The sequence below is a fragment of the Streptomyces sp. NPDC101152 genome, from assembly GCF_044768275.1.
Classification (GTDB): domain Bacteria; phylum Actinomycetota; class Actinomycetes; order Streptomycetales; family Streptomycetaceae; genus Streptomyces.
On record NZ_JBIWPO010000001.1, the window covers coordinates 52,557 to 74,527 of the forward strand.

Annotated in this window: 21 protein-coding genes; 14 read left to right on the plus strand and 7 right to left on the minus strand. The window is 70.2% G+C overall.

Features of this window, described 5'->3' with window-relative positions; genetic code table 11:
- The first annotated feature begins 208 nt into the window (after positions 1 to 208).
- Positions 209 to 2,032 (plus strand): phosphoenolpyruvate carboxykinase (GTP), encoded by a 1,824-nt coding sequence (locus tag ACIRVK_RS00260; protein WP_404242336.1) that lies wholly within the window; start codon positions 209 to 211, stop codon positions 2,030 to 2,032.
- 419 nt (positions 2,033 to 2,451) lie between these two features.
- Here ACIRVK_RS00260 and ACIRVK_RS00265 read toward each other — a convergent pair whose 3' ends face one another.
- Together ACIRVK_RS00265 and ACIRVK_RS00270 are read right to left on the minus strand one after the other, a co-directional pair.
- Positions 2,452 to 2,868, minus strand: a complete 417-nt coding sequence (locus tag ACIRVK_RS00265; protein WP_404242338.1) for a hypothetical protein — start codon at positions 2,866 to 2,868, stop codon at positions 2,452 to 2,454.
- A 90-nt stretch (positions 2,869 to 2,958) separates the two neighbouring features.
- Positions 2,959 to 4,170, minus strand: a complete 1,212-nt coding sequence (locus tag ACIRVK_RS00270; protein WP_404242340.1) for a pyridoxal phosphate-dependent aminotransferase — start codon at positions 4,168 to 4,170, stop codon at positions 2,959 to 2,961.
- Between the two features lie 248 nt (positions 4,171 to 4,418).
- On the opposite strand from ACIRVK_RS00270, the gene ACIRVK_RS00275 reads away from it, so the two are divergent.
- On the plus strand, positions 4,419 to 5,249 hold the full coding sequence (locus ACIRVK_RS00275) for a trypsin-like serine peptidase (RefSeq protein ID WP_404242342.1): 831 nt from the start codon (positions 4,419 to 4,421) through the stop codon (positions 5,247 to 5,249).
- Between the two features lies 1 nt (position 5,250).
- On the opposite strand, the gene ACIRVK_RS00280 is transcribed toward ACIRVK_RS00275, so the two are convergent.
- The gene (locus tag ACIRVK_RS00280; RefSeq protein ID WP_404242343.1) at positions 5,251 to 6,882 is read right to left on the minus strand and encodes an amidohydrolase family protein; all 1,632 of its coding nucleotides are present in this window, start codon (positions 6,880 to 6,882) and stop codon (positions 5,251 to 5,253) included.
- 12 nt (positions 6,883 to 6,894) lie between these two features.
- Positions 6,895 to 8,172: an amino acid deaminase gene (locus ACIRVK_RS00285; protein WP_404242345.1), complete on the minus strand. Its 1,278-nt coding sequence runs from the start codon at positions 8,170 to 8,172 to the stop codon at positions 6,895 to 6,897.
- A 133-nt stretch (positions 8,173 to 8,305) separates the two neighbouring features.
- Here ACIRVK_RS00285 and ACIRVK_RS00290 point away from each other — a divergent pair, with 133 nt between their 5' ends.
- From ACIRVK_RS00290 to ACIRVK_RS00305, 4 genes are all read left to right on the plus strand, one after another.
- Complete coding sequence (locus ACIRVK_RS00290; RefSeq protein ID WP_404242347.1) at positions 8,306 to 9,349, plus strand: sugar kinase; 1,044 nt, start codon at positions 8,306 to 8,308, stop codon at positions 9,347 to 9,349.
- The gene (locus ACIRVK_RS00295) at positions 9,346 to 10,122 is read left to right on the plus strand and encodes an IclR family transcriptional regulator (RefSeq protein WP_404242348.1); all 777 of its coding nucleotides are present in this window, start codon (positions 9,346 to 9,348) and stop codon (positions 10,120 to 10,122) included. Before ACIRVK_RS00290 ends, ACIRVK_RS00295 begins: the two co-directional genes overlap by 4 nt.
- The gene (locus tag ACIRVK_RS00300; protein ID WP_404242350.1) at positions 10,119 to 10,529 is read left to right on the plus strand and encodes a RidA family protein; all 411 of its coding nucleotides are present in this window, start codon (positions 10,119 to 10,121) and stop codon (positions 10,527 to 10,529) included. The genes ACIRVK_RS00295 and ACIRVK_RS00300 overlap by 4 nt, the downstream gene beginning before the upstream one ends.
- Positions 10,530 to 10,636: 107 nt before the next feature.
- Positions 10,637 to 11,143, plus strand: coding sequence for a hypothetical protein (locus tag ACIRVK_RS00305; RefSeq protein WP_404242352.1), 507 nt, complete (start codon positions 10,637 to 10,639; stop codon positions 11,141 to 11,143).
- A 5-nt stretch (positions 11,144 to 11,148) separates the two neighbouring features.
- Here ACIRVK_RS00305 and ACIRVK_RS00310 read toward each other — a convergent pair whose 3' ends face one another.
- From ACIRVK_RS00310 to ACIRVK_RS00320, 3 genes are all read right to left on the minus strand, one after another.
- Positions 11,149 to 12,417 (minus strand): hypothetical protein, encoded by a 1,269-nt coding sequence (locus tag ACIRVK_RS00310; protein ID WP_404242354.1) that lies wholly within the window; start codon positions 12,415 to 12,417, stop codon positions 11,149 to 11,151.
- A 49-nt stretch (positions 12,418 to 12,466) separates the two neighbouring features.
- On the minus strand, positions 12,467 to 12,979 hold the full coding sequence (locus tag ACIRVK_RS00315; protein WP_404242356.1) for a SigE family RNA polymerase sigma factor: 513 nt from the start codon (positions 12,977 to 12,979) through the stop codon (positions 12,467 to 12,469).
- Positions 12,980 to 13,056: 77 nt separating this feature from the next.
- Positions 13,057 to 14,754 (minus strand): chitinase, encoded by a 1,698-nt coding sequence (locus ACIRVK_RS00320; protein ID WP_404242358.1) that lies wholly within the window; start codon positions 14,752 to 14,754, stop codon positions 13,057 to 13,059.
- Between the two features lie 305 nt (positions 14,755 to 15,059).
- Here ACIRVK_RS00320 and ACIRVK_RS00325 point away from each other — a divergent pair, with 305 nt between their 5' ends.
- The 8 genes from ACIRVK_RS00325 to ACIRVK_RS00360 all read left to right on the plus strand — a co-directional run bounded on the left by ACIRVK_RS00325 (position 15,060) and on the right by ACIRVK_RS00360 (position 21,963).
- On the plus strand, positions 15,060 to 15,872 hold the full coding sequence (locus ACIRVK_RS00325; protein WP_404243113.1) for a hypothetical protein: 813 nt from the start codon (positions 15,060 to 15,062) through the stop codon (positions 15,870 to 15,872).
- A 79-nt stretch (positions 15,873 to 15,951) separates the two neighbouring features.
- Positions 15,952 to 16,662 (plus strand): Flp pilus assembly protein CpaB, encoded by a 711-nt coding sequence (cpaB, locus tag ACIRVK_RS00330; RefSeq protein ID WP_404242360.1) that lies wholly within the window; start codon positions 15,952 to 15,954, stop codon positions 16,660 to 16,662.
- Positions 16,663 to 16,671: 9 nt separating this feature from the next.
- Positions 16,672 to 17,919, plus strand: a complete 1,248-nt coding sequence (locus ACIRVK_RS00335) for a CpaE family protein (protein WP_404242362.1) — start codon at positions 16,672 to 16,674, stop codon at positions 17,917 to 17,919.
- Between the two features lie 16 nt (positions 17,920 to 17,935).
- A complete protein-coding gene (locus tag ACIRVK_RS00340) occupies positions 17,936 to 18,358 on the plus strand; it encodes a TadE/TadG family type IV pilus assembly protein (protein ID WP_404242364.1) in 423 nt (140 codons plus the stop codon).
- Positions 18,358 to 18,720, plus strand: a complete 363-nt coding sequence (locus tag ACIRVK_RS00345; protein WP_404242366.1) for a TadE/TadG family type IV pilus assembly protein — start codon at positions 18,358 to 18,360, stop codon at positions 18,718 to 18,720. The genes ACIRVK_RS00340 and ACIRVK_RS00345 overlap by 1 nt, the downstream gene beginning before the upstream one ends.
- Before the next feature lie 30 nt (positions 18,721 to 18,750).
- A complete protein-coding gene (locus ACIRVK_RS00350; protein ID WP_404242368.1) occupies positions 18,751 to 20,088 on the plus strand; it encodes a CpaF family protein in 1,338 nt (445 codons plus the stop codon).
- A gap of 9 nt (positions 20,089 to 20,097) precedes the next feature.
- On the plus strand, positions 20,098 to 21,042 hold the full coding sequence (locus ACIRVK_RS00355) for a type II secretion system F family protein (protein WP_404242370.1): 945 nt from the start codon (positions 20,098 to 20,100) through the stop codon (positions 21,040 to 21,042).
- A gap of 33 nt (positions 21,043 to 21,075) precedes the next feature.
- Entirely contained in the window at positions 21,076 to 21,963 is an 888-nt protein-coding gene (locus ACIRVK_RS00360; RefSeq protein ID WP_404242372.1) for a DUF5936 domain-containing protein, read from the plus strand.
- Positions 21,964 to 21,971: the final 8 nt, after the last annotated feature.

Below are 21,971 nucleotides of genomic sequence, written 5' to 3' on the forward strand. Positions count from 1 at the left end.
CACGCAAATAAACGCGTCGGGCACAAAAGGCACGTGACGATCCCCACTCCGCTCACCTGTGAGGCCCTCTGGACATATGGGCACTCGCGTCGGATGATCAAATGAGTGCGGTCGGCACCGGATGAGCGCTGAAGATCCAGCCACGAAGCATCCGGGTCGCAGCCCCCACGGGGCCTCCAAACAAAAAATCCCTCATTTAGGAGCAATCGTGGCGCGCGACAACGCGGCTCCCACCGTCATCCCCACCCACCACAAGGAACTGGTCTCGTGGGTGAACGAGATCGCCGAACTGACCCAACCGGACAGCGTGGTCTGGTGTGACGGATCCGAGGCCGAGTACGAGCGACTGTGCGGGGAGCTCGTCTCGAAAGGCACCTTCAAGAAGCTCGACCCGATCAAGCGCCCCAACTCGTACTACGCGGCCTCCGACCCGACCGACGTCGCGCGCGTCGAGGACCGGACCTTCATCTGCTCCGAGAAGGAGGAGGACGCGGGCCCGACGAACCACTGGAAGGACCCCGCGGAGATGCGGGAGATCTTCACCGGTGAGGAGGGCGTCTTCCGGGGCTCGATGAAGGGCCGGACGATGTACGTCGTCCCGTTCTGCATGGGCCCGCTCGGCTCGGACCTGTCCGCGATCGGCGTCGAGATCACCGACTCCGCCTATGTCGCCGTGTCCATGCGCACCATGACCCGCATGGGACAGCCGGTCCTCGACGAGCTCGGCTCCGACGGCTTCTTCGTCAAGGCCGTGCACACGCTGGGCGCCCCGCTGGCCGAGGGCGAGGCGGACGTACCGTGGCCGTGCAACTCCACCAAGTACATCTCGCACTTCCCCGAGAGTCGCGAGATCTGGTCCTACGGCTCCGGGTACGGCGGCAACGCCCTGCTCGGCAAGAAGTGCTACGCCCTGCGCATCGCGTCCGTCATGGCCCGCGACGAGGGCTGGCTGGCCGAGCACATGCTCATCCTGAAGCTCACCCCGCCGACCGGCGAGTCCAAGTACGTGGCGGCGGCCTTCCCCTCGGCCTGCGGCAAGACCAACCTCGCCATGCTGGAGCCCACGGTCTCCGGCTGGACCGTGGAGACCATCGGCGACGACATCGCCTGGATGCGCTTCGGCGAGGACGGCCGGCTGTACGCCATCAACCCCGAGGCCGGCTTCTTCGGCGTCGCGCCCGGCACGGGTGAGCACACCAACGCCAACGCGATGAAGACGCTGTGGGGCAACTCGGTCTTCACCAACGTGGCGTTGACGGACGACGACGACATCTGGTGGGAGGGCATGACGGAGGAGACCCCGGCCCACCTCACCGACTGGAAGGGCAACGACTGGACGCCGGAGTCCGGCACCCCGGCCGCCCACCCCAACGCCCGCTTCACCGTGCCGGCCTCGCAGTGCCCGATCATCGCGCCCGAGTGGGAGGACCCCAAGGGCGTGCCGATCTCGGCGATCCTCTTCGGCGGCCGGCGCGCGTCCGCCGTCCCGCTGGTGACCGAGTCCTTCGACTGGAACCACGGTGTCTTCCTCGGCGCCAACGTGGCCTCCGAGAAGACCGCCGCCGCCGAGGGCAAGGTCGGCGAACTGCGCCGGGACCCCTTCGCCATGCTGCCGTTCTGCGGCTACAACATGGGCGACTACATGGGGCACTGGATCGACGTGGCCAAGGACAAGGACCAGTCCAAGCTGCCGAAGATCTACTACGTCAACTGGTTCCGCAAGAACGACGAGGGCAAGTTCGTCTGGCCCGGGTTCGGCGAGAACAGCCGCGTCCTGAAGTGGATCGTGGAGCGCCTGGACGGCAAGGCCGAGGGCGTCGAGACGCCGATCGGCATCCTGCCGGCCAAGGGTGCCCTCGACACGAAGGGTCTCGAACTGTCCGAGTCCGACCTCGACTTCCTGCTGACGGTCGACAGGGACGTGTGGCGCGAGGAGGCCTCCCTGATCCCCGAGCACCTCAACACGTTCGGCGACCACACGCCGAAGGAACTGTGGGACGAGTACCGGGCACTGGTCCAGCGCCTGGGCTGACACCCCGTATGAGACTCCGCGGCCGGTCGGGATGCCCTGACCAGCGACCGTGACGACCGGCCGCGGAACAACCGGCGAGGCCCCACACAACGACGTGAGGGGTCCCAGGCCTGTCGTTGCCACCCGTCCGCCCCGACGAAACGGCAACGACAGGCCTTCGCTGCAACGCGCCCCACAGGGGGCGCGGGGCTGTATCGATTTGCGGCTCCGCCGCGTGGGCGCGACAAGCCACAACGAACCTGCAGCCGCCCAACGACACGAACCCCTATGGCGACTAGGCACCGCACCACAGACCACCGGCACTGAACAACCCGGCGTGACAAAAGCACGCCGCTCAAGCCAACACAGTGTGTGGCGCCCGGTCCGCGCGTCGCTGCGGGTGCACGCGGACCGGGGCCGTCAAGAGGAGCCCGAAGGGCTCAGCGCGACGCGAGCTCGCGAGGCTCGAGAGCCTCACGGTGCGCATCCATACGTTCCGCCGAGAGGATCGCCGCCGCCGTGTCCGCCCGCGACGCCGCCACCACCAGCGCCCGCCCCGCGAGGGCGTGCGCCCGCTCGTGCAGGGTGGTGAGGTCGGTCCCGGCCGGTGCCACGGACATGCGGACCGGCGTCACGCCGCCCCGCAGCCGGGCCACCTGCTCGGCGAGCCGCTCGGCCGCCTCGTCCAGGTCGGCGGAGGGCGCCGCCGACCGCAACTCGTCCGTGACCGCGAGCAGGGCCGCGAGATGTCCCGCGAGCTGGATGTCCAGCTCCTCCTCGCGGGAGCGGTGCGGGAAGTCCGAGGTCGTGCCGGCCATCGTGCTGTGGACCGACTTGGTGCGGATCGGCTCGTACATGGGATGGCCTCCAGAAGCTGTCAGGAACCCATCCTAGCTTAGATTGCGTCTAAAGTTGAGGGAACGGAAAAGATCGTGGGCCGAAGAGGTTTAAGGCTGGCCGTAGCCGTCCAGGAAGCGCCCGATCCGGCCCACGGCGTCGCGCAGATCCGTCACCGTCGGCAGGGTCACCACCCGGAAGTGATCGGGTTCGGGCCAGTTGAAGCCGGAACCCTGGACGACCATGATCTTCTCGCTGCGCAGCAGGTCCAGCACCATCCGCCGGTCGTCCTTGATCTTGAACACCTTGGGATCGAGCCGCGGGAACAGGTACAGCGCCCCCTTGGGCCGTACGCAGCTCACCCCCGGGATCTGTGTGAGCAGCTCGTACGCCGTGTCCATCTGCTCCTTCAGGCGCCCGCCCGGCAGCACCAGGTCGTTGATGGACTGCCGCCCGCTGAGCGCGGCCACGACCCCGTGCTGACCGGGCATGTTCGCGCACAGCCGCATGTTCGCCAGGATCGTCAGGCCCTCGATGTAGGAGTCGGCGTGCGCGCGCGGCCCGGAGATCGACATCCAGCCCACCCGGTAGCCGGCCACCCGGTACGCCTTCGACATGCCGTTGAAGGTGAGGGTCAGCAGGTCCGGGGCCACCGCGGCCGTCGGGGTGTGCGCGGCGCCGTCGTAGAGGATCTTGTCGTAGATCTCGTCGGAGCAGACCAGCAGGTTGTGGCGGCGGGCGATGTCGGTGAGCCCCTTGATCATCGCCTCGTCGTAGACGGCCCCCGTCGGGTTGTTGGGGTTGATGATGACGATCGCCTTGGTGCGGTCGGTGACCTTGCGCTCGATGTCCGCGAGGTCGGGCATCCAGTCGGCCTGCTCGTCGCACCGGTAGTGCACGGCCGTACCGCCGGAGAGCGAGACGGCGGCGGTCCACAGCGGGTAGTCGGGGGCGGGGACCAGCACCTCGTCGCCGTCGTCCAGCAGGCCCTGCATGGCCATCACGATCAGCTCGGAGACGCCGTTGCCGATGAAGACGTGCTCGACGTCCGTCTCGATGCCGAGGGTCTGGTTGTGCATGACGACCGCGCGACGGGCGGCCAGCAGGCCCTTCGCGTCGCCGTAGCCGTGCGCCGTCGAGACGTTGCGGAGGATGTCCTCCAGGATCTCCGGGGGGCACTCGAAGCCGAACGCCGCCGGGTTGCCGGTGTTCAGCTTGAGGATCCGATGCCCGGCCGCCTCGAGCCGCATCGCCTCCTCGAGCACCGGGCCCCGGATCTCGTAACAGACGTTGGCGAGCTTGGTCGACTGGATCACCTGCATGTCTGGGAGCTTACGGCCCGGTAACGCCTCGTGGACCGTGTTTTCCACCACGCGAGACGCGTCGGTTTGGGCTGTTATCGCCCGTGGCTGGCTCAGCAGTCCCATCCGCCCCTGACGTGGGTGCCGCCCAGCCCCCCATCGGGGGCATCGAAATCCGCCAACCGTGGTCCTGAAACGCCTCCTTGTCCGGGCATCCCCCTCAGTTCACAATGCGCATGACAAATTCAGTCGCAAGAGGGGACCCCCACATGAAAAAGCCTCTCGGCGCCGTCGTCACCGCCCTGGTACTCGCCGGGGCCGGCGCGGCACCGGCGGTCGCGGCGCCCGCGCCGGCCCCGACGATCAAGGCCGTCACCTTCGCCGGCACCGTCTCGCTGAGCAACTGCTCCGGCTCCGTCATCCGCTTCCCGAGCTCCGCGGACAGCGACCCGGCGCTCGTCCTGACCAACGGCCACTGCCTGGAGACCGGCTTCCCCGCGGCCGGCGAGGTCATCACCGGCCAGTCCTCCAGCCGTACCTTCGGCCTGCTGAACTCGGCCGGCAGCAAGGTCGCCACGCTCCGCGCCAACCAGGTCGTCTACTCGACGATGACCGACACGGACGTCACGATCTACCGCCTGACGACCACGTACTCCGCGATCAAGAGCTCCTACGGCATCAGCCCGCTGACCCTGCAGGACACCCACCCGGCCGCCGGTACCGCCATCACGGTCGCCTCCGGCTACTGGAAGCGGACCTACGCCTGCGACATCGACGGGTTCGTCTACCGCCTCCAGGAGGGCGACTGGACCTGGAAGGACTCGGTCCGCTACACCTCCGCCTGCCAGACCATCGGCGGCACCTCGGGCTCCCCGGTGATCGACAACGCCACCGGCAAGGTCGTCGCCGTCAACAACACCGGCAACGAGGACGGCGAGCGCTGCACGGAGAACAACCCGTGCGAGGTCGACGCGAGCGGCAACGTCACCGTCCGCCAGGGCATCAACTACGCCGAGGAGACCTACCAGATCCCGGCCTGCTTCACCACCGGCAACAAGCTGAACCTGGGCGCCAGCGGGTGCGTGCTGCCCAAGCCGTAGCTCAGGCCGGGGTGGCGTTCCGTCGCACGGGACTGCGACGGACCGCCCGTCCCGCCAGCACGTCCGTGCGCCGCCCGTCCTCGATCACCGGCTTCCCGTCCACGAAGACGTACGGAATGCCCGTCGGCAGGGTGCGCGGCTCCTCGAAGGTCGCCCCCGGTGCCACCGTCGCCGGATCGAACAGCACCAGGTCGGCCCGGTACCCCTCGCGGACCAGGCCCCGGTCGGGCAGCCGCAGCCGCGCCGCCGGTCGCGAGGTGAGGTGCGCGACGCACTCCTCCAGCGACAGCACCTCCAACTCCCGCACATACCGCCCGAGATACCGCGGGAAGGTGCCGTAGCCCCGCGGATGCGGCTTGCTTCCCTGCAGGATGCCGTCCGAGCCGCCGGTGTGGACGGGGTGCCGCATGATCTGCCGGACGTTCTCCTCGTGACCGACGTGCTGGAGGATGGTCGTGCCGAGCCGGTCCGTCAGGAGCAGGTGCCGGGCGGTGGTCCAGGGGGTCTCGCCGCGCGCGTCCGCCGACTGCCGGACCGTACGGCCGACGAAGTCCGCCAGGGCGGGGTCCGTCACGCCGGAGATCTCGACCGTGTCCCAGTCGACCGGCACGCCGTGACAGCCGTCCGAGCCGACGGCCTCCAGGTGGTGCCGGACGCGGTCGGCCGTGTCGTCGTCCGCCAGCCGCTTGAGGACCGCCTCAGGTCCGCCCTCGTTCGCCCAACTGGGCAGCAGCGCCACGAGGGTGGTGGAGCCGGGGGTGTAGGGGTACGTGTCGAGGGTGATGTCCGCCCCGGAGGCGAGCGCCTCGTCCAGCAGCGTCAGCAGCTCGGGCGCGCGCCCCTCGTTCACGCCGAAGTTCATGGTGGCGTGGGCGAGATGGAGGGAGCAGCCCGCCTCGCGGGTCAGGGCCACCATCTCCGCGTACGCCTCCAGCGCCCCGGCGCCGTAGGAGCGGTGGTGCGGGCAGTAGTAGCCGCCGTACCGCGCCACCACCCGGCACAGTTCGGTCAGTTCGGCGTCCTTGGCGTACATGCCGGGCGTGTAGGTCAGCCCCGACGACATGCCGACCGCGCCCTGCTCCAGCCCCTCGGCGACCAGCTCCCGCATCCGGTCCAGCTCCCGGGGCGTCGCCTCGCGGTCCTCCCAGCCGACGGCGAGCATCCGGACCGTGCCCTGCGGAACGAGATAGGCGGCGTTGACGGCGATGCCCCGGTCGAGCCGGTCCAGGTATTCGCCGACCGACCGCCAGTCGAAGTCGACGTCGTCTCCGTGCCCGTTCCAGCCGGTGATCGCGGTGCGCACCTCGGCGAGGGTGCGGTCGTCGACGGGGGCGTACGACAGCCCGTCCTGGCCCAGGACCTCGAGGGTGACCCCCTGGGCCGCCTTCGCGCTGTGGTCGGGGTCCCGGAGGAGAGCCAGGTCGCTGTGAGCGTGCATGTCGATGAAGCCGGGGGAGAGGACCAGGCCCTCGGCGTCCAGCTCCCGCATGGCCTTGGGGCGCAGGCAGCCGGCCGCGGCCGCCTCCTTCACGATCGAGACGATCCTGCCGCCGTCGACCACCACGTCCGCCCGGTACGACGGCTCGCCGCTGCCGTCCACGACGTCCGCGTCCCGGATGACGAGCTCCTCCATCGCAGGCTCCCTCTAGAAGAACGTACGGATGTAGTCGACGACCGTGCCGTCCGCCTCGACCAGCGGGATCAGCTGCCACTTGTCGAAGGACGTGCACGGGTGGGACAGGCCCATCCCCACCCAGTCTCCGACCTCCAGGTCCGCCTCGCCGGTCGTCCGCAGCCACGCGTGCTGGTCGGACAGACCGGTCACCTCGACGCCGGTCGCCGGGCGCTCGGTGCCGTCCCGGCGGATCACCTGGGCGAAGGGCAGGTCGAGGTCGTGGGCCGCGTCCCGCTTGCCCGCGTTGACGAAGGCCTGCTCGGCGGTGGGGCGGGAGACGACCTGCGCCCAGAGGCGGAACGCCGGCTCCAGCGCGCCCTCCTCGGGGACCCGGTTGAAGGGCGTGAGCCTGCGGTAGTGGCCGTCGTCGTGCGAGACGTACGCGCCGGACCGCAGCAACTTCAGGACGGGCGAGGAGAGTTCGGGGATCTGGTCGAACACGTCGGCCACCGCGTCGAACCAGGCGCTGCCGCCCGCGCTGACGACGATCTCGTCCAGCCCCTCGAACCGCCCTGCCTTGTCGAAGTCGACCGCCAGGGCCACCAGGCGCCGCAGCCAGGCGTGCACTCGCTCCGGATCGGCCCGCGGCACCTCGCCCTCGTACCCCGCGACCCCGACGAGCCGCAGCGTACGGGTGCCGGCCACCGCGTCGGCGACGGCGGCGCACTCCGCCTCCGTACGCACCCCGGTACGGGCCCCCTCGCCCGCGCCGAGCTCCACGACGACGTCCAGCGGGCGGCCCGCGCCTTCCAGTGCCGCGTCCATGAGCTCGACCCCGCGCACGGAGTCGACGTAACAGATGAACCGGAAGTCCGGGTCGGCGTCGAGTTCGCGCGAGATCCAGCGCAGGGCGGCGGGGTCCACGAGTTCGTTCGCGAGGAAGACGCGCCGGACGCCGAAGGCGCGCCCGACCCGCACCTGGTGCGGCACCGCGAGCGTGATGCCCCAGGCGCCGCGCTCGATCTGCTGCTGGAACAGCTGGGGCGCCATGGTGGTCTTGCCGTGCGGGGCGAAGGCGAGGCCGTGGCGGGCGGCGTACGTCTCCATCAGCGCGAGGTTGTGCTCCAGGCGCTCGGCGGACAGCGCGAGCACCGGGGTTGCGAAGCCGTCGGTGAAGAGGTTGCGGCGCTGGGCGGCCAGCTCGCCGACGGTGAGGCCGTCGGCGTCCGGGGGGAGGCCCTTGAAGCGGTGGTCCACGCGTTCCCCGGCGAGGTGCGCGAGGGCTTCGGAGGGGTTGTCGGCGGGCATGAGGCCTCCCTGATCCGGCCCGTTGCAGTATCTGCAACGTTCATTGCGTATGTCGCTCCCTGCTGTCTAACATCTCGGCGAACGCGGGGTCAACGGAGCCGTCCCCGCAGCCGACCCGGGAGCCACCACCATCGTGACCGCCAGCGCAGCCAGCAGTACCGGCGAGGGCGTGGACGTCGTCACGCTCGGCGAGTCCATGGTCACCTTCCTGCCGTCCCGTCCGGGCCGCCTCGCCGACGTGCCGTCCTTCGACCGGGCCATCGGCGGCGCGGAGTCCAACGTGGCCTGTGTCCTGGCGGCGGCCGGTCACACCGTGCGGTGGGTGAGCCGGGTGGGCGCCGACGGCTTCGGCGACCACCTGGTGAAGACGATCGGCGGCCACGGCGTCGACGTGTCCGCGGTGGGCCGTGACCCGGTCCGCCCGACCGGCGTCTACTTCCGCACTGCCGGCGACCGGGCGACGGACGCGCACGAGGTGGCGTACTACCGCGCCGGCTCGGCGGCGTCCGCGATGACCGTGAGGAACGTCGACCTGGAGGCGGTGCGCGCGGGCCGGGTCCTGCACCTGTCGGGGATCACGGCGGCGCTGTCCGCGGGGTGCCGGGACCTGCTGCTCGAACTGACGGCACCACGTCCTGGGCGTCCGCTGGTCTCCTTCGACGTGAACCACCGGCCGGGACTGTGGCCGCACTCGGGCGGCGCACGCCTCCTGCTGGACCTGGCGCGCCGGGCCGATCTCGTCTTCGTGGGCGAGGACGAGGCGGAGGCGGCGTGGGGCGTCACGGGCGGGCCGGAGGCCGTCCGGGAGGCGCTGCCGGAACCGGGGGTGCTGGTGGTGAAGCAGGGCCCCGGCGGAGCGACGGCGTTCACCGACGCCGCCGCCGTCTTCTCTCCCGCCCTGGACGTCGACGTCGTCGCCGCCATCGGCGCCGGTGACGCCTTCGCCGCCGGATTCCTGTCGGCGACCCTCCGCGAACTGCCCGTGCCGGTCCGCCTCCGCCACGGCCACCTCGCCGCGGCCGCCGCCCTCACCGTCCCCGGCGACCTCGCCGCACCCCCCGCCCGCGACACCGCCGACCGGCTGGCCGCCCTCGACGACGAGGCGTGGGGGAGACTTCGACTCGGCCCCGGCTGGACGCGAGCCGAGCCGGCCCCCGAGGAGGTACGCACCCCATGAGCCAGACCGTCGACCGAGCGCTCAGCATCCTGCCGCTGCTCGCCGAGGGCCCCGCCGACCTCGGTCAGGTCGCCGACCGCCTCGGCGTGCACAAGTCCACGGCCCTGCGCCTCCTGCGCACCCTGCACGAACACGGCATGGTCTACCGCCAGTCCGACCAGCGCTACCGCCTCGGCGCCCGCCTCATCGCGCTCGCCCACGAGGCGATGGAGAACCTCGACATCCGCGAGATCGCCCACCCCCACCTCGTACGCCTCAACGAGCAGTGCGGGCACACCGTCCACCTCGCCGTGTACGAGGACGACGAGGTGCTGTACATCGACAAGGTGGAGAGCCGGTACCCGGTTCGGATGTACTCCCGGATCGGCAAGCCCGTCGCCATCACCGTCGCCGCCGTCGCCAAGCTGCTCCTCGCCGACCTGCCGGAGGCGGAGCGGCGAGCGGTGGCCGAGCGGCTCGACTATCCCGCGTACACCCCCCGCTCCACCCCCAACGCCCCCGCTTTCCTGCGGGAGTTGGAGAAGGTGCGGGAGCAGGGCTGGGCCACCGACCTCGGCGGCCACGAGGAGTCCATCAACTGCGTCGCGGCCCCCGTCCGCGGCGTCGACGGCCGGGTCGTCGCCGCGATGTCGGTCTCCGCGCCGAACGTCGTCGTCACCGCCGACGAACTCCTCACCCTGCTGCCGCTGGTGCGCCGCACCGCCGACGCGATCAGCGGCGAGTACTCCGGCAGGACCCCCGTGACCGACAGCGAAGCGAAGGACCCCGCATGACCGAGAAGATCGCCCTCACCCCCAAGACCCACACCACCCCGCCCGCGAAGTTCTCCCACGGCGTGCGCAAGGGCGACATCCTCCAGGTCGCCGGGCAGGTCGGCTTCCTGCCCGCCGAGGAGGGCAAGCCGCCCACGCCCGCCGGGCCCACCCTGCGCGAGCAGACCCTCCAGACCCTCGCCAACGTCAAGGCGATCCTCGAGGAGGGCGGCGCGAGTTGGGACGACGTGATGATGATCCGCGTCTATCTGACGGACGTCGACCACTTCGCCGAGATGAACGAGATCTACAACTCCTATTTCGAGGAGCAGGCGCTCACCGCGCCGCCCGCCGCCCGCACGACGGTGTACGTCGGCCTGCCGGCCGGCCTCCTCGTCGAGATCGACGCGCTCGCCGTCCTGGGCTGAGGCGGGATGTGTGGTGGCCTTGGTGCTGAATTGGTTCGTGTAGGCGTCTGGTAACGAAGTGGGGGCTGGCTGTGCCCGACACAGGAACGTCGACCATACTGCCCGCTGTGGAGCAGCGCACAGGTTCGAGCAGCCAGCCCCTGAAGACAGAGCCCGTGAAGGGCGCCGGATTCGACCCGGCGTTCATCCCAGGGCTGACCTCCCCCGTGTCCGAGGAGCCGGAGGACGCCAAGCCCGAGGGCGAGGACGTCGAGGCACCGGACGCGGACGAGGCGGAGACCGCGACGGCCGGGGCCGACGAGGACTCCGGCGAGGAGGCGGCCGACGACGGTCCCGTCTTCGAGGCCGCCGACCGGCGGGCCCGGATCGTCGCCGACCGCCGCGGCATCCGCCTCAGCCTCGACGAGGAGAAGTGCGAGTTCCGCTGGGACGAGATCGGCGCCGTCGAGACGGAGTCCCCCCGCTTCGGCAAGCGGTACACCGTCACCGTCCACACCCCCGACCGCCGCTGGTACCCGATCGAGATCGAGGCGCCGGCCCGGTCCCGCTTCCAGGAGTGGGACGAGCAGTTGGACGCGGTGCTCGACGCCTACTTCGAGGAAGAGTCGGAGTAGGGCCCTTACTCACGCCACCACGCCGGGCTGAGGGCGATCGCGCGCAGCTGCCGCATGGTCAGGGCCGGGGTCTCGCGGGTGGCGGGAGTGTCCTGGGCGCCGGAGTTGAAGGCGCTGACCACCACGCGCCGACCGTCGGTGCGCAGGGTGTCCACGGACCACCAGACGACACCCGCGCCCCCCTTCTCGCCGGGCTGCTGGTGCAGGGCGACCTTCGTCCCGTCGGGCAGGGTCTGGGCGCCGGAGCCGAAGAGTTCGGTCGCCGAGTCCGCCATGTTGCCCTGGACGTTGACCTGGACGAGGCTCCTGCCCCTGCCGTCGTCGAGGACGAGGTAGCCGAACCCGGGGCCGTCGGTGCTGTCGTCGGCAATGGCCTTGATCCCCTTCGGCAGCAGTGACGTGAGCGTCGCCCGCACCGTCCGGGTGCCCACCGGGGCGGTCGGGGTCGGCTGCGGGCCGGGCGTGTTCGGGTCCGTCGGCATGGCGTCGACGACGTTCCGCCAGACACCGGCCGCCGCCAACTGCCGCAACCGGGCCGGGGACAGCGGAGGTTCGGGCCGGCTGATCGGCGCGCCCTTCTCGGCGGCGGCGTTCCACTCGCTGACGCCGATGTGCTGCCCCTCAGGCGTGACGAGCTCGGCTGTCCACCACTTGGTGTCGACCCGGCGGTCCGGATACTCGTACCCCTGCAGCACCATGACCACCGAACCGTCCGCCAGCCGGGTCCTGGTGCAGGCGTCGTAGTGGGCGTACACCTTGCCCGGGCACTCGGTGGTCTGCCGCGCCTGGTCGCCGCCCGGCTGCACGCGCCCGAAGCTGACGCCGACGGCCGCGGGGCCCTTGCCGTCGTCGTAGACGAGACGCACGTACGGCCCCGGCTGCTCGGCGGTGCCGCGTGCCTCCGCCTGGCTGAACCTCCCCTTCGGCAGCAGCCTTTCGAGGGTGTGGATCAGCTGGTTGCCCGAGCCGGGGAAGGGGGCCCGGGTGGCGTGCGGGGACGGCTTGTTCGCGCCCACCGACGCCCCGTCCCGCGGTGCGGAACCGGCGCCGGTCACGAGCAGCGCGCCGCCCACGCCGACGATCGCGAGGGAGGCGGCCGCACCGCCCACGGCGGCGGCCCGGCGCCGCAGCAGGCGCCGGCGGCCCTTGAGAACCCCGCCGGTGACGAGTGCGGCCCGGTCGGTGTCGAAGACGCCGCCCGCCTCGCGCAGTCCGGCGGAGAGCCGCTCCTCGAAGGGATCGCTGTGGGGCTGGCTGTGCTGTTCCACGGGCATGATGGACCACCGTTTCGCGAAGGGGTTGACGTGAGGTGGGGCGGGCGGGTCAGGGCCGGGCGTACTCGCCGAGGTCCTCGCCGAGCAGTTCGCGCAGCCGCCCGAGCGCCCGCACGCACCGTGTCCGTACGGCGGCCGAGCTGGCGTTCATGACGTCCGCGGTCTCCTCGACGGAACGGTCCTCCCAGTACCGCAGCACCACCACGGCCCGGTCCTTGGCGGCCAGCCGGCCGAGGGCCTCGAGCAGCGTCAGCCGCAGCGAGGGATCACCGTCGAGGGCGCGGTCGGGCAGGTCGGGGAGCGTGTCGGTGGCCTGCTCGGTGCTGCTGCGCCGGCGCTGGTGGGCGAGGAAGGTCCGGGTCAGCACGGTCTGCGCGTAACCCGCCGGGTTGTCGACCCGCGACACCCGCCCCCAGCGGACGTACAGCCGCCCGAGGGTCTCCTGCACCAGGTCCTCGGCGAGGTGGGTGTCGCCCGCGGTCAGGAGACAGGCCGAGCGGTACAGATGCCCGGCACGGGCGCCGGCGAACTCCGCGTACTCGTCCGCTCGTGCCTGTCTCATCCCTGTCCCCCTGTCACCGTGCCGTCCTCACTTCACTGATGCGGTGGCACCGGGGAAATGTTTCACCCCGAACGGCCCTACGGCAGCCCGTGGACGTGCGGTCCCACCGTGCCGGACCACGAACCACCGGCCGCCGCGTCCCAGTTGGTCGACCAGGTCATGGCGCCCCGCAGGTCGGGATAGGTCCGGGACGGTTTGAAGGAGCCGCAGTTGGTGGCCCGGGTGAGGCAGTCGAGGGCGTTGTCCAGCACGGTCGGGGACACGTACCCGCTGCCCGCGGCGCTCGTCGAGGCCGGGACGCCCAGGCCCACCTGGGACGGCGACAGGCCGCCCTCGAGCTGGATGCAGGCGAGGGCCGTCAGGAAGTCGACCGAGCCCTGTGAGTACACCTTGCCGTCGCAGCCCAGCATCGAACCGCTGTTGTAGTACTGGGTGTTGACGACCGTGAGGATGTCCTTGACGTTCAGCGCGGTCTGGAAGTAGCCGGCCGACGTCGACTGCATGTCGATCGTCTGCGGGGCCATCGTGATGACGAGGGACGAGCCGGCCTTCGCCGACAGGGACCGCAGCGCCTGGGACATGTAGGTCGGGTTGAGGCCGTTCTCCAGGTCGATGTCGACGCCGTCGAAGCCGTACGTCTGCATCAGCGAGTACACCGAGTTCGCGAAGTTGGCCGCGGACGCGGAGTCGCTCACCGACACCGTGCCGTTCTGCCCGCCGACGGAGACGACCACCTTCTTGCCGGCCGCGTGCTTGGCCGCGATGTCCGCCTTGAACTGGTCGACGGTGTAACCGCCGAGGCCGGCCGAGTCCAGGGTGAAGCTCACCGCACCCGGCGTGGTCGTCGCGTCCGCGAACGCCACGGCGATGATGTCGTACTGGGAAGAGACGTCCGAGAGCTTCTGGACCGTGGCGCCGTTGTTGAAGTTCTGCCAGTACCCGGTGACCGCGTGCCTGGGCAGCGCGCCACCCCCTCCGCCGCCCCCGCCACTGGCCGCCGTCGTCCCGGTCACCGCCGCCGACTTCCCGGACTCGCCCGCCGAGTTGGTCGCCGTGACCTGGAAGGAGTACGAGGTGGAGGCCGCGAGCCCGGTCACGGTCGCCGAGGTCCCGGACACCGCCGTCACCTTCGTGCCGTCCCGGTAGACGTTGTAGCCGGTCGCACCCGACACCGCGTTCCAGGCGAGGGAGACGGACGAGGACGTCGTCCCCGACACCGCGAGGCCACCCGGCGCCGCCGGGACCGTGGGGCCGGGATCGCCGCCCCCGCCGCCGTCCGGTCCGTACACGGACACGTCGTCGGCGTAGTAGGCGGCCTGCCCGTACCAGCCGTGGGTGTAGACGGTGACGGACGTGGTGGCGGCGCCGGTGGTGAAGCTCGTCGTCAGCTGCTTCCAGCTCGCGGAGTCCGGCGTCCAGGTCGAGACGTCCGTCGTTCCCGTGCCGCTGACGCCGAGGAAGGCGTACCCGCCCTGCACCCAGGCGCTCAGCGAGTACGTCGCGTTCGGCTGGACGGCCACGGTCTGGGCGCACTGCGCGTCGTCCTGGCCGGCCGGCGTGGCCTTGAGCGCGGCCGAGCCGCCGTGCACCGGTGCGGAGACCGTCGTTCCGCTGCCGGCGGAACACGTCCAGTTGCTCAGGCCGGACTCGAAACCGGCGTTCTTCGCGTTGTTGACGTCCGCCGCGGAGGCCTGGCCCGCGCCCGCGAGGGACAGGGCGAGGGCGGCGGTCACGGCGGAGGACCAGAGGCGTGTCGATCGTCTCAGTGGGGACATGACAACAAGTTGGTCCAGACCAATACGGCTGTCAAGAGGTCCAGACCAAATCGGCTGCGCACCCCAGGGTCATTTCCTTGGCGGCGAGATGCTCAACCTGCCCCGTTTTGACGTGTCTTGTGAAACACCAGTTGCCCATCAGCTACAGAAACGCTGTTCTCCGGTCACAGAGGCGTGGATACAGTGCTGAGGTAGTCACGCAGTGAAGTCATCTCGGTGTACCGGAGTCACCCAGCCCCGGTGGATCGACGGCGTAACACGGGGAGCTGCGCGTGCCAACTGCCATTGCCGTGACCAGTGCCGACATGGCGCTGCCGCCGCTGGACGAACGGACCCTGCCCGCCGCCGTCCTGCCGGACCTGGACCGACAGTCGCTCGACGAGGCGCTGTCCGCCGTCCAGGCACTGATCGACCAGCACGGGCATGTCGTCGTCGTGTCCTCACGGGCCGCACCGCCCGGGGTGGAGCGTCGGCTGCACACCATCCGCTCGCTCCTGGAGAGCGACCGCATCGCCCTGTTCCGCCCGGATCTGCCCCCGCTCGCCCTCGCCGTACTGGCTCGCCAGTTACGGCAGTTGGCGTCCTGCGACCTCTCGCCCGGCGTGCTGGCCTCCGCGGGCCGGCTGCTCACCCATTACATCCACGCCGGCGCGCTGCTGGGCTCCGTCGCCCGCCTCGACCGCGTCCCCGTCGGCCTCAGGTCCCACGCCAAGTCCTGGGTGCCCGGCAGTCACTTCGCCGTCCTCGCCCACCCCGAGCCGCAGTTGGTGCGGCTCGGCCCCACGGCCGCCCTGGCGGGACCGGAGTTCGGCACCTGGATGCTGGTCGGCAAGGGCCAGCTCCAGTCGGACTGGGTGACCGGCACCCTCGCCCAGCAGTGGAACGTCCAGGGCCTGCGCGAGACGGCGCCACCCGCCGAGTCCTCCGCCTGGTGGGGGACGAACAAACTGATCGAGTTCGCGACCTTCCTCCCCGACCTCTCGGTCCTCTACCAACTGGTCGCGTCGGTGCGGCAGAGCACCTGCCACTGGTGCGGCATCGACGTCATCGGCGACCGCTGCGTCTTCTGCTCCGCAACCCCACCACCGCTCCTGGAGAACCAGCTCCCGGCCGGCTAGCCCCGGGCCGCCCGACCTGCCGCTCGCCCGACCGATCCCATTCCGCTCGACCGATATCCCCGATGAGGTTGTACGGCTCATGAACTCCCGTCAGCGCCGCGGTGTGCTCCTCCTGCTCCTGTCGGTCCTGTGCGCCCTCGGCGCGTTCGCCGGCGTCCTGTCCGTCATCAGCGACGTGAAGTCCAAGGTCGGCCCGGAGGTCACCGCCTACCAGGTGAAGGACGACATCGCGCCGTACACCCAGCTGAACGCGGGCCAGTTCGAGAAGATCAAGATGCCGAAACGGTGGCTGTCGCACAACGCGGTCACCGACCTGGACGCCGTCCGGGGCAAGATCGCCGTCACCACGCTGCGGTCCGGCTCCCTGCTGCAGAGCGACATGATCGTGGACCAGCCCGCCCTGCAGCCGGGCCAGCAGGAGGTCGCCATCATGATCGACGCGGCGACCGGTGTGGCGGGGAAGATCACGCCCGGTTCGACGGTCAACGTGTACGCCACCTTCGCGGGCGCGCGGGACGGCGACCCCGCCCAGTCCAAGATCATCGTAACGAACGCGAAGGTGCTGGACGTCGGCCGGATCACCGCGCTGGACCCCAACACGAGCAACAAGAACAGCCAGCAGCCCACCGACGCCGTCCCCATCACCTTCGCCCTCTCCACCCTCGACGCCCAGCGGATCACCTACGCCGAGTCGTTCGCCCAGCGGGTCCGGCTCGCGCTGGTGGCTCCGGGCACCAGCACCACGGTCCCCGACAGGGACCGGACGTACCAGCTCGCGAAGGACAAGTGAGAGGCCCCCATGCCCACCAGGATCCTGCCGGCGGTCGGGGACGCGGACGCGGTGCGTTCCATCACGACGCTGCTCAGCCAGCTCCCGGACGCCGAGCCGGTGGCCCCCGTCGTCGACTCCACCCAACTCGTCGACACCCTTGCCCGGCTGGCCGCCGAGTCCATCGACGAACTCCCCGAGGTCGTCGTCGTCCACGAGCGCATCGGCCCCGTCCCCGCCCTGGAACTCATCCGCGAAGTCGCCCTGCGCTTCCCGGCGGTGGGCGTCATCCTCGTCACCTCGGACGCGAGCCCCGGCCTCTTCCAGGCGGCGATGGACTACGGCGCCCGCGGCCTGGTCGCCCTCCCCCTCAGCTACGAGGAACTCGCCAGCCGCGTCCAGGCGGTCGCCCAGTGGTCGGTGGGCGTACGGCGCCATCTGGGCTCCGGCGGCGACGTGTTCACCGGCGTCGGCGGCATCGTCGTCACGGTGAGCGGCGCGAAGGGCGGGGTGGGAGCCACCCTGACCTCGATCCAACTGGCGCTCGCGGCCCAGGCGTCGGGCCGGAGCACCGCTCTGGTGGACATGGACCTGCAGACCGGGGACGTGGCCTCGTACCTGGATGTCCAGTTCCGCCGCTCGGTGGTCGACCTGGCCGCGATCACCGACATCTCGCCCCGGGTCCTCGCCGACGCCGTCTACCGCCACGACACCGGCATCGCCCTCCTCCTCGCGCCCGGCGAGGGCGAACGCGGCGAGGAGGTCACCGACCGCGGCGCCCGGCAGATCGTCAGCGCCCTGCGCTCACGGTACGAGGTCGTGGTCATCGACTGCGGGGCGCAGCTCAACGGGGCGGGCGCGGCCGCCGTCGAGATGGCGGACACGGCCCTCCTCGTCACCACCCCGGACGTGGTCGCGGTCCGGGGCGCCAAACGGACCGTCCGGATGTGGGACCGCCTGCAGATCCGCAAGGCCGAGGAGACGACGGTGGTCGTCAACCGGCACACCCGCGCGACCGAGATCCAGCCACCGCTGATCCAGAAGATCACCGGCACGGCGGTGGCGGCGACCGTGGTCCCGGCCAACTTCAAGGAGCTGCAGGGGGCGGTGGACGCCGGCCGGGTCCACGAACTGGACAGCAAGGGCGCGGTCAAGCAGGCCCTGTGGGGGCTGGCGGGCGAACTGGGACTGGTGAAGTCGGCCGAGGGACCGCAGCGGGGCGGGGGACGGTTCCGGGGCGACCGGGGCGCCGTGAGTTTCCGGCGGCGGCGGGACTGAGGAGACGGGGGCTCGGATGCGTACCGCTTGGGCGGAGAGGGAGCGGCAGAGGGACGAGGGCAACAGGGGCCGAGGCAGGGACAGGGGCCAGGTCACCATCGAGTTCCTCGGCATGACCCCGCTGATCATCGTGACGCTGGTGGTGGTGTGGCAGCTCGTGCTGGTGGGATACGCGTACACGCTCGCGGGGAATGCTGCGGACGAGGGGGTGCGGGCGGGGACGGCGGCCGAGGGCGATATGCAGGGCCAGTGCAGCGCGGCAGGTATGAAGGACCTGTCGGGCGCGTGGCAGGGGGGTGCCGATGTGCAGTGCAAGGCGGAGGGCGGTTATGTCACCGCCGATGTCCGGATCAAGGTCCCTGTGCTCTTTCCCGGTGTGATCGACTTCCCGTTCACCGTGACAGGCCACGCGGGCGCGGTTGAGGAGGCGCCGCACTGATGTCATACGACTGTGAGGGCCGTGACCGTGGCCAAGTCGCCATCGAGTTCCTGGGCTTTCTGCCGATCCTGCTACTGGTGGGCATGGCGGCCGTGCAGCTGGGTCTGATCGCGTACACCGCGCAGCAGGCCGGCACGGCAGCCCGGGCGGGGGCACGCTACGCCTCGTTGCACCAGGGGGCCGGTGCCGACGGGGCCTGCAAGGTCGCGGTCAGCAGCCAGCTCGCTGGAGGGACCAGCTGCTCGGGTGGTTCGGGCGGTGACGAGGTCACGGTCACGGCCACCGTCCACATCCCCTCGATCGTCCCCTTCGTGGACTTCGGAGACGCCCACAAGACCGCCACTATGCCGCTCGACCACTGACGCACTCAGGCACAGCGAGGAGCACGCACCATGAGCCTGCGGGCACGCATCAACCCCCCCGAGGAGAACGGCCACCGGGGCGAGGACGGCCACATGGTCGCCTCGTACCGGGCCAAGCTCCTCGAGGAGATCGACCTCGCGGAGATGTCCTCGCTGGCCGCCGCCGAACGCCGGGCCCGCCTCGAGCGTGTCCTCGGGCACATCATCAGCCGCGAGGGCCCGGTGCTGTCGACGGTGGAGCGCTCCCAGCTGATCCGCCGGGTGGTGGACGAGGCGCTGGGCCTCGGCATCCTGGAGCCGCTCCTCGAGGACGCGTCGATCACGGAGATCATGGTGAACGGGCCCGACGCGATCTTTGTGGAACGGAGCGGCAGGGTGGAGCAGTTGCCGATCCGCTTCCCGTCACACGATCAGCTCATGCAGACGATCGAGCGGATCGTCTCGACCGTGAACCGCCGGGTCGACGAGTCGAACCCGATGGTCGACGCCCGCCTCCCCTCTGGTGAGCGTGTCAACGTGATCATCCCGCCGTTGTCCCTGACTGGGGCCACGCTCACCATCCGTCGTTTCCCTCGCTCCTTCACACTGCAGGAAATGATCACCTTCGGCTCGTTGGACGAGCACATGCTGTACCTGCTGGCAGGGCTGGTGCAGGCGAAATTCAACGTGATCGTGTCGGGTGCGACGGGCACCGGCAAGACGACCCTCCTCAACGCCCTCTCCGGCCTGATCCCGGAGGGCGAACGCATCATCACCATCGAGGACTCCGCCGAACTCCAGCTACAGCAGTCCCACGTCATCCGGCTGGAGTCCCGCCCCCCGAACGTGGAGGGCAACGGCCAGATCACCATCCGCGACCTGGTCCGCAACTCCCTGCGCATGCGCCCCGACCGCATCGTCGTCGGTGAGGTCCGCGGCGGCGAGTCCCTCGACATGCTCCAGGCGATGTCGACGGGCCACGACGGTTCGCTGGCCACGGTCCACGCGAACAGCGCGGAGGACGCCCTGATGCGTCTGAAGACCCTGGCCTCGATGTCTGAGGTGGAGATCCCCTTCGAAGCGCTGCACGACCAGATCAACAGCGCGGTCGACGTGATCATCCAGTTGACCCGGTTCGCGGACGGCGCCCGCCGGATCACCGAGATTGCGCTCCTCGACAGCCATGGCAGCGAGCCGTACCGCCTGACGACGGTTGCCCGCTTCAACGCGCAGCCCATGGCCGCCGACGGCCGTGTCTACGGCAACTTCGAGTACTTTCCCCTCCCGCGTCGGACCGCCGACCGCCTCTACCTGGCGAGTCAGCCCGTCCCTCAAGCCTTCGGCGTCGCCCGGACGGCAGACCAGCTAGCCACCCGAGAAGCCAGGTAGGACCGCCCGATGGATCTGCACAGCCTGATCACGCTCACCACCGGCATCACCCTGCTGACCTGCGTCCTGGCGGTCATGGGCCTGCACTCCTACGCCATGGGCAGGGCTCAGCGCCAAGCCCTCGTCGACCGCCTTTCTGCCACCGGCCAGATCACTGTCGGCGGCCGACCACGCCGCTTCCGCAAGCTGGACCGACGGCTGCGCCGTACGACGTTCGGCAAGAAGCTGGAACTACGGCTGGCCGCAACAGGCCTGGACATCACCCCGGGTGAGTTCTTTGTCTACATGCTCGCCACGGTGGCGGGGCTGTGGCTCATCGGGCAAGCGACCCTCGCTCCCTTCTTCGGTCCGCTCGCCGGACTGCTGGGGATCTGGGTGGCCGTGCAGTTCCTGAACTGGCAGCGGCAGAAGCGTATCGAGAGGTTCATCAACCAACTCCCGGAGCTGGCAAGGATGCTGGCCAACGCAACGCAGGCCGGTCTGGCGCTGCGAACGGCGATCGGCATGGCCGCCGAGGAGTTGGAGGCGCCGGCGGGTGAGGAGCTGACCAAGGTCGCCAACCTGCTGGCGATCGGGCACTCGATGGACGACGCGCTCGGCGAGCTTGCGGACCGACTGCCGTCCCGGGAACTGGTGGTGCTCGTCACCACTTTGGTGCTGTCCAACCGGGCGGGCGGCCAGGTCGTCGAAGCCTTGCGCAATCTCACAGAGACCCTGGAGGAACGCAAGGAAACCCGGCGCGAGATCCGCACGCAACTGTCCCAGGTGAACCTGACGTCCTACGCCGTACCTGTCCTCGGAGTGGGCTCGCTGTTCTTGATGAACAGCATCAAGGACGGCGCCCTGGATCGTATGACGGGCTCTCCGATCGGTCAGGCCTGCGTGCTGATCTCCTTCGGCCTGTATGCCGTCGGCTTTCTCCTCATCCGCCGTATGTCCCGCATCGACGTCTGAGACATCCGGTTACCGGAAGGAGGGAGAGACGCGATGGCACTTCTGCTGGCACTCGTCATGGGACTCAGCGTGTGGGGCATCTTCGCGGGCATCCGCATGTACCGCGCCGATGCCCGGCTGCCCGGCGACCTCGCACTGGCCCTGGAGGTCGGCTCAACACGGACCAGCGCCGTGGGCTCGCTCATCGACCGGCTCGGCATTCGGTACGCGCCCGCGGTCCTGCGCCTGATGGGCCCCAAGATGGTCGCCAAGTACCGCCGCCGGATCGACCTTGCAGGCAACCCCGGCGGCCTCACTATCGACCGCTACGGAGCCCGACGCGCGGTGTACGGGTTTGTCGGTGGCCTCGGCGGTCTCATCGCCCTGATGCAGGGGAGCTTCCTCATCGCTCTCCTCATGATCGCCTTCGGGGTGTTCTGGGCTGATGTCGGCATCTGGTCGGCGATCCGCATCCGCAAGGACGCGATTGAGCGGACCCTGCCGGACTTCCTCGACGTCCTGGCGGTCGTGGTCAGCGCGGGCCTCGGCTTCCGCCAGGCACTCGACCGGGTCGCGACGAAGTACGAGGGCCCGTGGGCGGACGAGATCCGCATCACCCTGCGCCAGATGGACCTCGGCATGAGCCGCCGTCAGGCCTTCCAGGAGCTGCGTCGGCGCAATGACTCCGAGCAGGTGGCCATGTTCGTGACCGCGTTGCAGCAGGGCGAGGAACTGGGCGCGCCGATTGTGGACACCCTCGTCGCGCTCGCCAAGGACATGCGCCGAACAGACGCGCAGAACGCCCGTCGCAAAGCCGCCCGCGCGGTCCCGAAGGCCACTTTGATGATCACGACCTTCATGGTTCCCGCCACCATGATCCTCCTCGGCGCGGGAATGCTGCTCGGTTCTGGTACGGACTTCACCTCGATCGTGGGCAAATAGGACGGGTG

What these genes read in the sequence shown, in the direction of transcription:
- ACIRVK_RS00310 (WP_404242354.1), bottom strand. Translation starts at nt 12,417, where the DNA reads ATGCCCGTGGAACAGCACAGCCAGCCCCACAGCGATCCCTTCGAGGAG.
- ACIRVK_RS00360 (WP_404242372.1), top strand. Translation starts at nt 21,076, where the DNA reads ATGGCACTTCTGCTGGCACTCGTCATGGGACTCAGCGTGTGGGGCATC.
- ACIRVK_RS00275 (WP_404242342.1), top strand. Translation starts at nt 4,419, where the DNA reads ATGAAAAAGCCTCTCGGCGCCGTCGTCACCGCCCTGGTACTCGCCGGG.
- ACIRVK_RS00345 (WP_404242366.1), top strand. Translation starts at nt 18,358, where the DNA reads ATGTCATACGACTGTGAGGGCCGTGACCGTGGCCAAGTCGCCATCGAG.
- ACIRVK_RS00325 (WP_404243113.1), top strand. Translation starts at nt 15,060, where the DNA reads ATGGCGCTGCCGCCGCTGGACGAACGGACCCTGCCCGCCGCCGTCCTG.
- ACIRVK_RS00315 (WP_404242356.1), bottom strand. Translation starts at nt 12,979, where the DNA reads ATGAGACAGGCACGAGCGGACGAGTACGCGGAGTTCGCCGGCGCCCGT.
- ACIRVK_RS00300 (WP_404242350.1), top strand. Translation starts at nt 10,119, where the DNA reads ATGACCGAGAAGATCGCCCTCACCCCCAAGACCCACACCACCCCGCCC.
- ACIRVK_RS00335 (WP_404242362.1), top strand. Translation starts at nt 16,672, where the DNA reads ATGCCCACCAGGATCCTGCCGGCGGTCGGGGACGCGGACGCGGTGCGT.
- cpaB (WP_404242360.1), top strand. Translation starts at nt 15,952, where the DNA reads ATGAACTCCCGTCAGCGCCGCGGTGTGCTCCTCCTGCTCCTGTCGGTC.
- ACIRVK_RS00285 (WP_404242345.1), bottom strand. Translation starts at nt 8,172, where the DNA reads ATGCCCGCCGACAACCCCTCCGAAGCCCTCGCGCACCTCGCCGGGGAA.
- ACIRVK_RS00265 (WP_404242338.1), bottom strand. Translation starts at nt 2,868, where the DNA reads ATGTACGAGCCGATCCGCACCAAGTCGGTCCACAGCACGATGGCCGGC.
- ACIRVK_RS00350 (WP_404242368.1), top strand. Translation starts at nt 18,751, where the DNA reads ATGAGCCTGCGGGCACGCATCAACCCCCCCGAGGAGAACGGCCACCGG.
- ACIRVK_RS00355 (WP_404242370.1), top strand. Translation starts at nt 20,098, where the DNA reads ATGGATCTGCACAGCCTGATCACGCTCACCACCGGCATCACCCTGCTG.
- ACIRVK_RS00340 (WP_404242364.1), top strand. Translation starts at nt 17,936, where the DNA reads ATGCGTACCGCTTGGGCGGAGAGGGAGCGGCAGAGGGACGAGGGCAAC.
- ACIRVK_RS00280 (WP_404242343.1), bottom strand. Translation starts at nt 6,882, where the DNA reads ATGGAGGAGCTCGTCATCCGGGACGCGGACGTCGTGGACGGCAGCGGC.
- ACIRVK_RS00320 (WP_404242358.1), bottom strand. Translation starts at nt 14,754, where the DNA reads ATGTCCCCACTGAGACGATCGACACGCCTCTGGTCCTCCGCCGTGACC.
- ACIRVK_RS00270 (WP_404242340.1), bottom strand. Translation starts at nt 4,170, where the DNA reads ATGCAGGTGATCCAGTCGACCAAGCTCGCCAACGTCTGTTACGAGATC.
- ACIRVK_RS00295 (WP_404242348.1), top strand. Translation starts at nt 9,346, where the DNA reads ATGAGCCAGACCGTCGACCGAGCGCTCAGCATCCTGCCGCTGCTCGCC.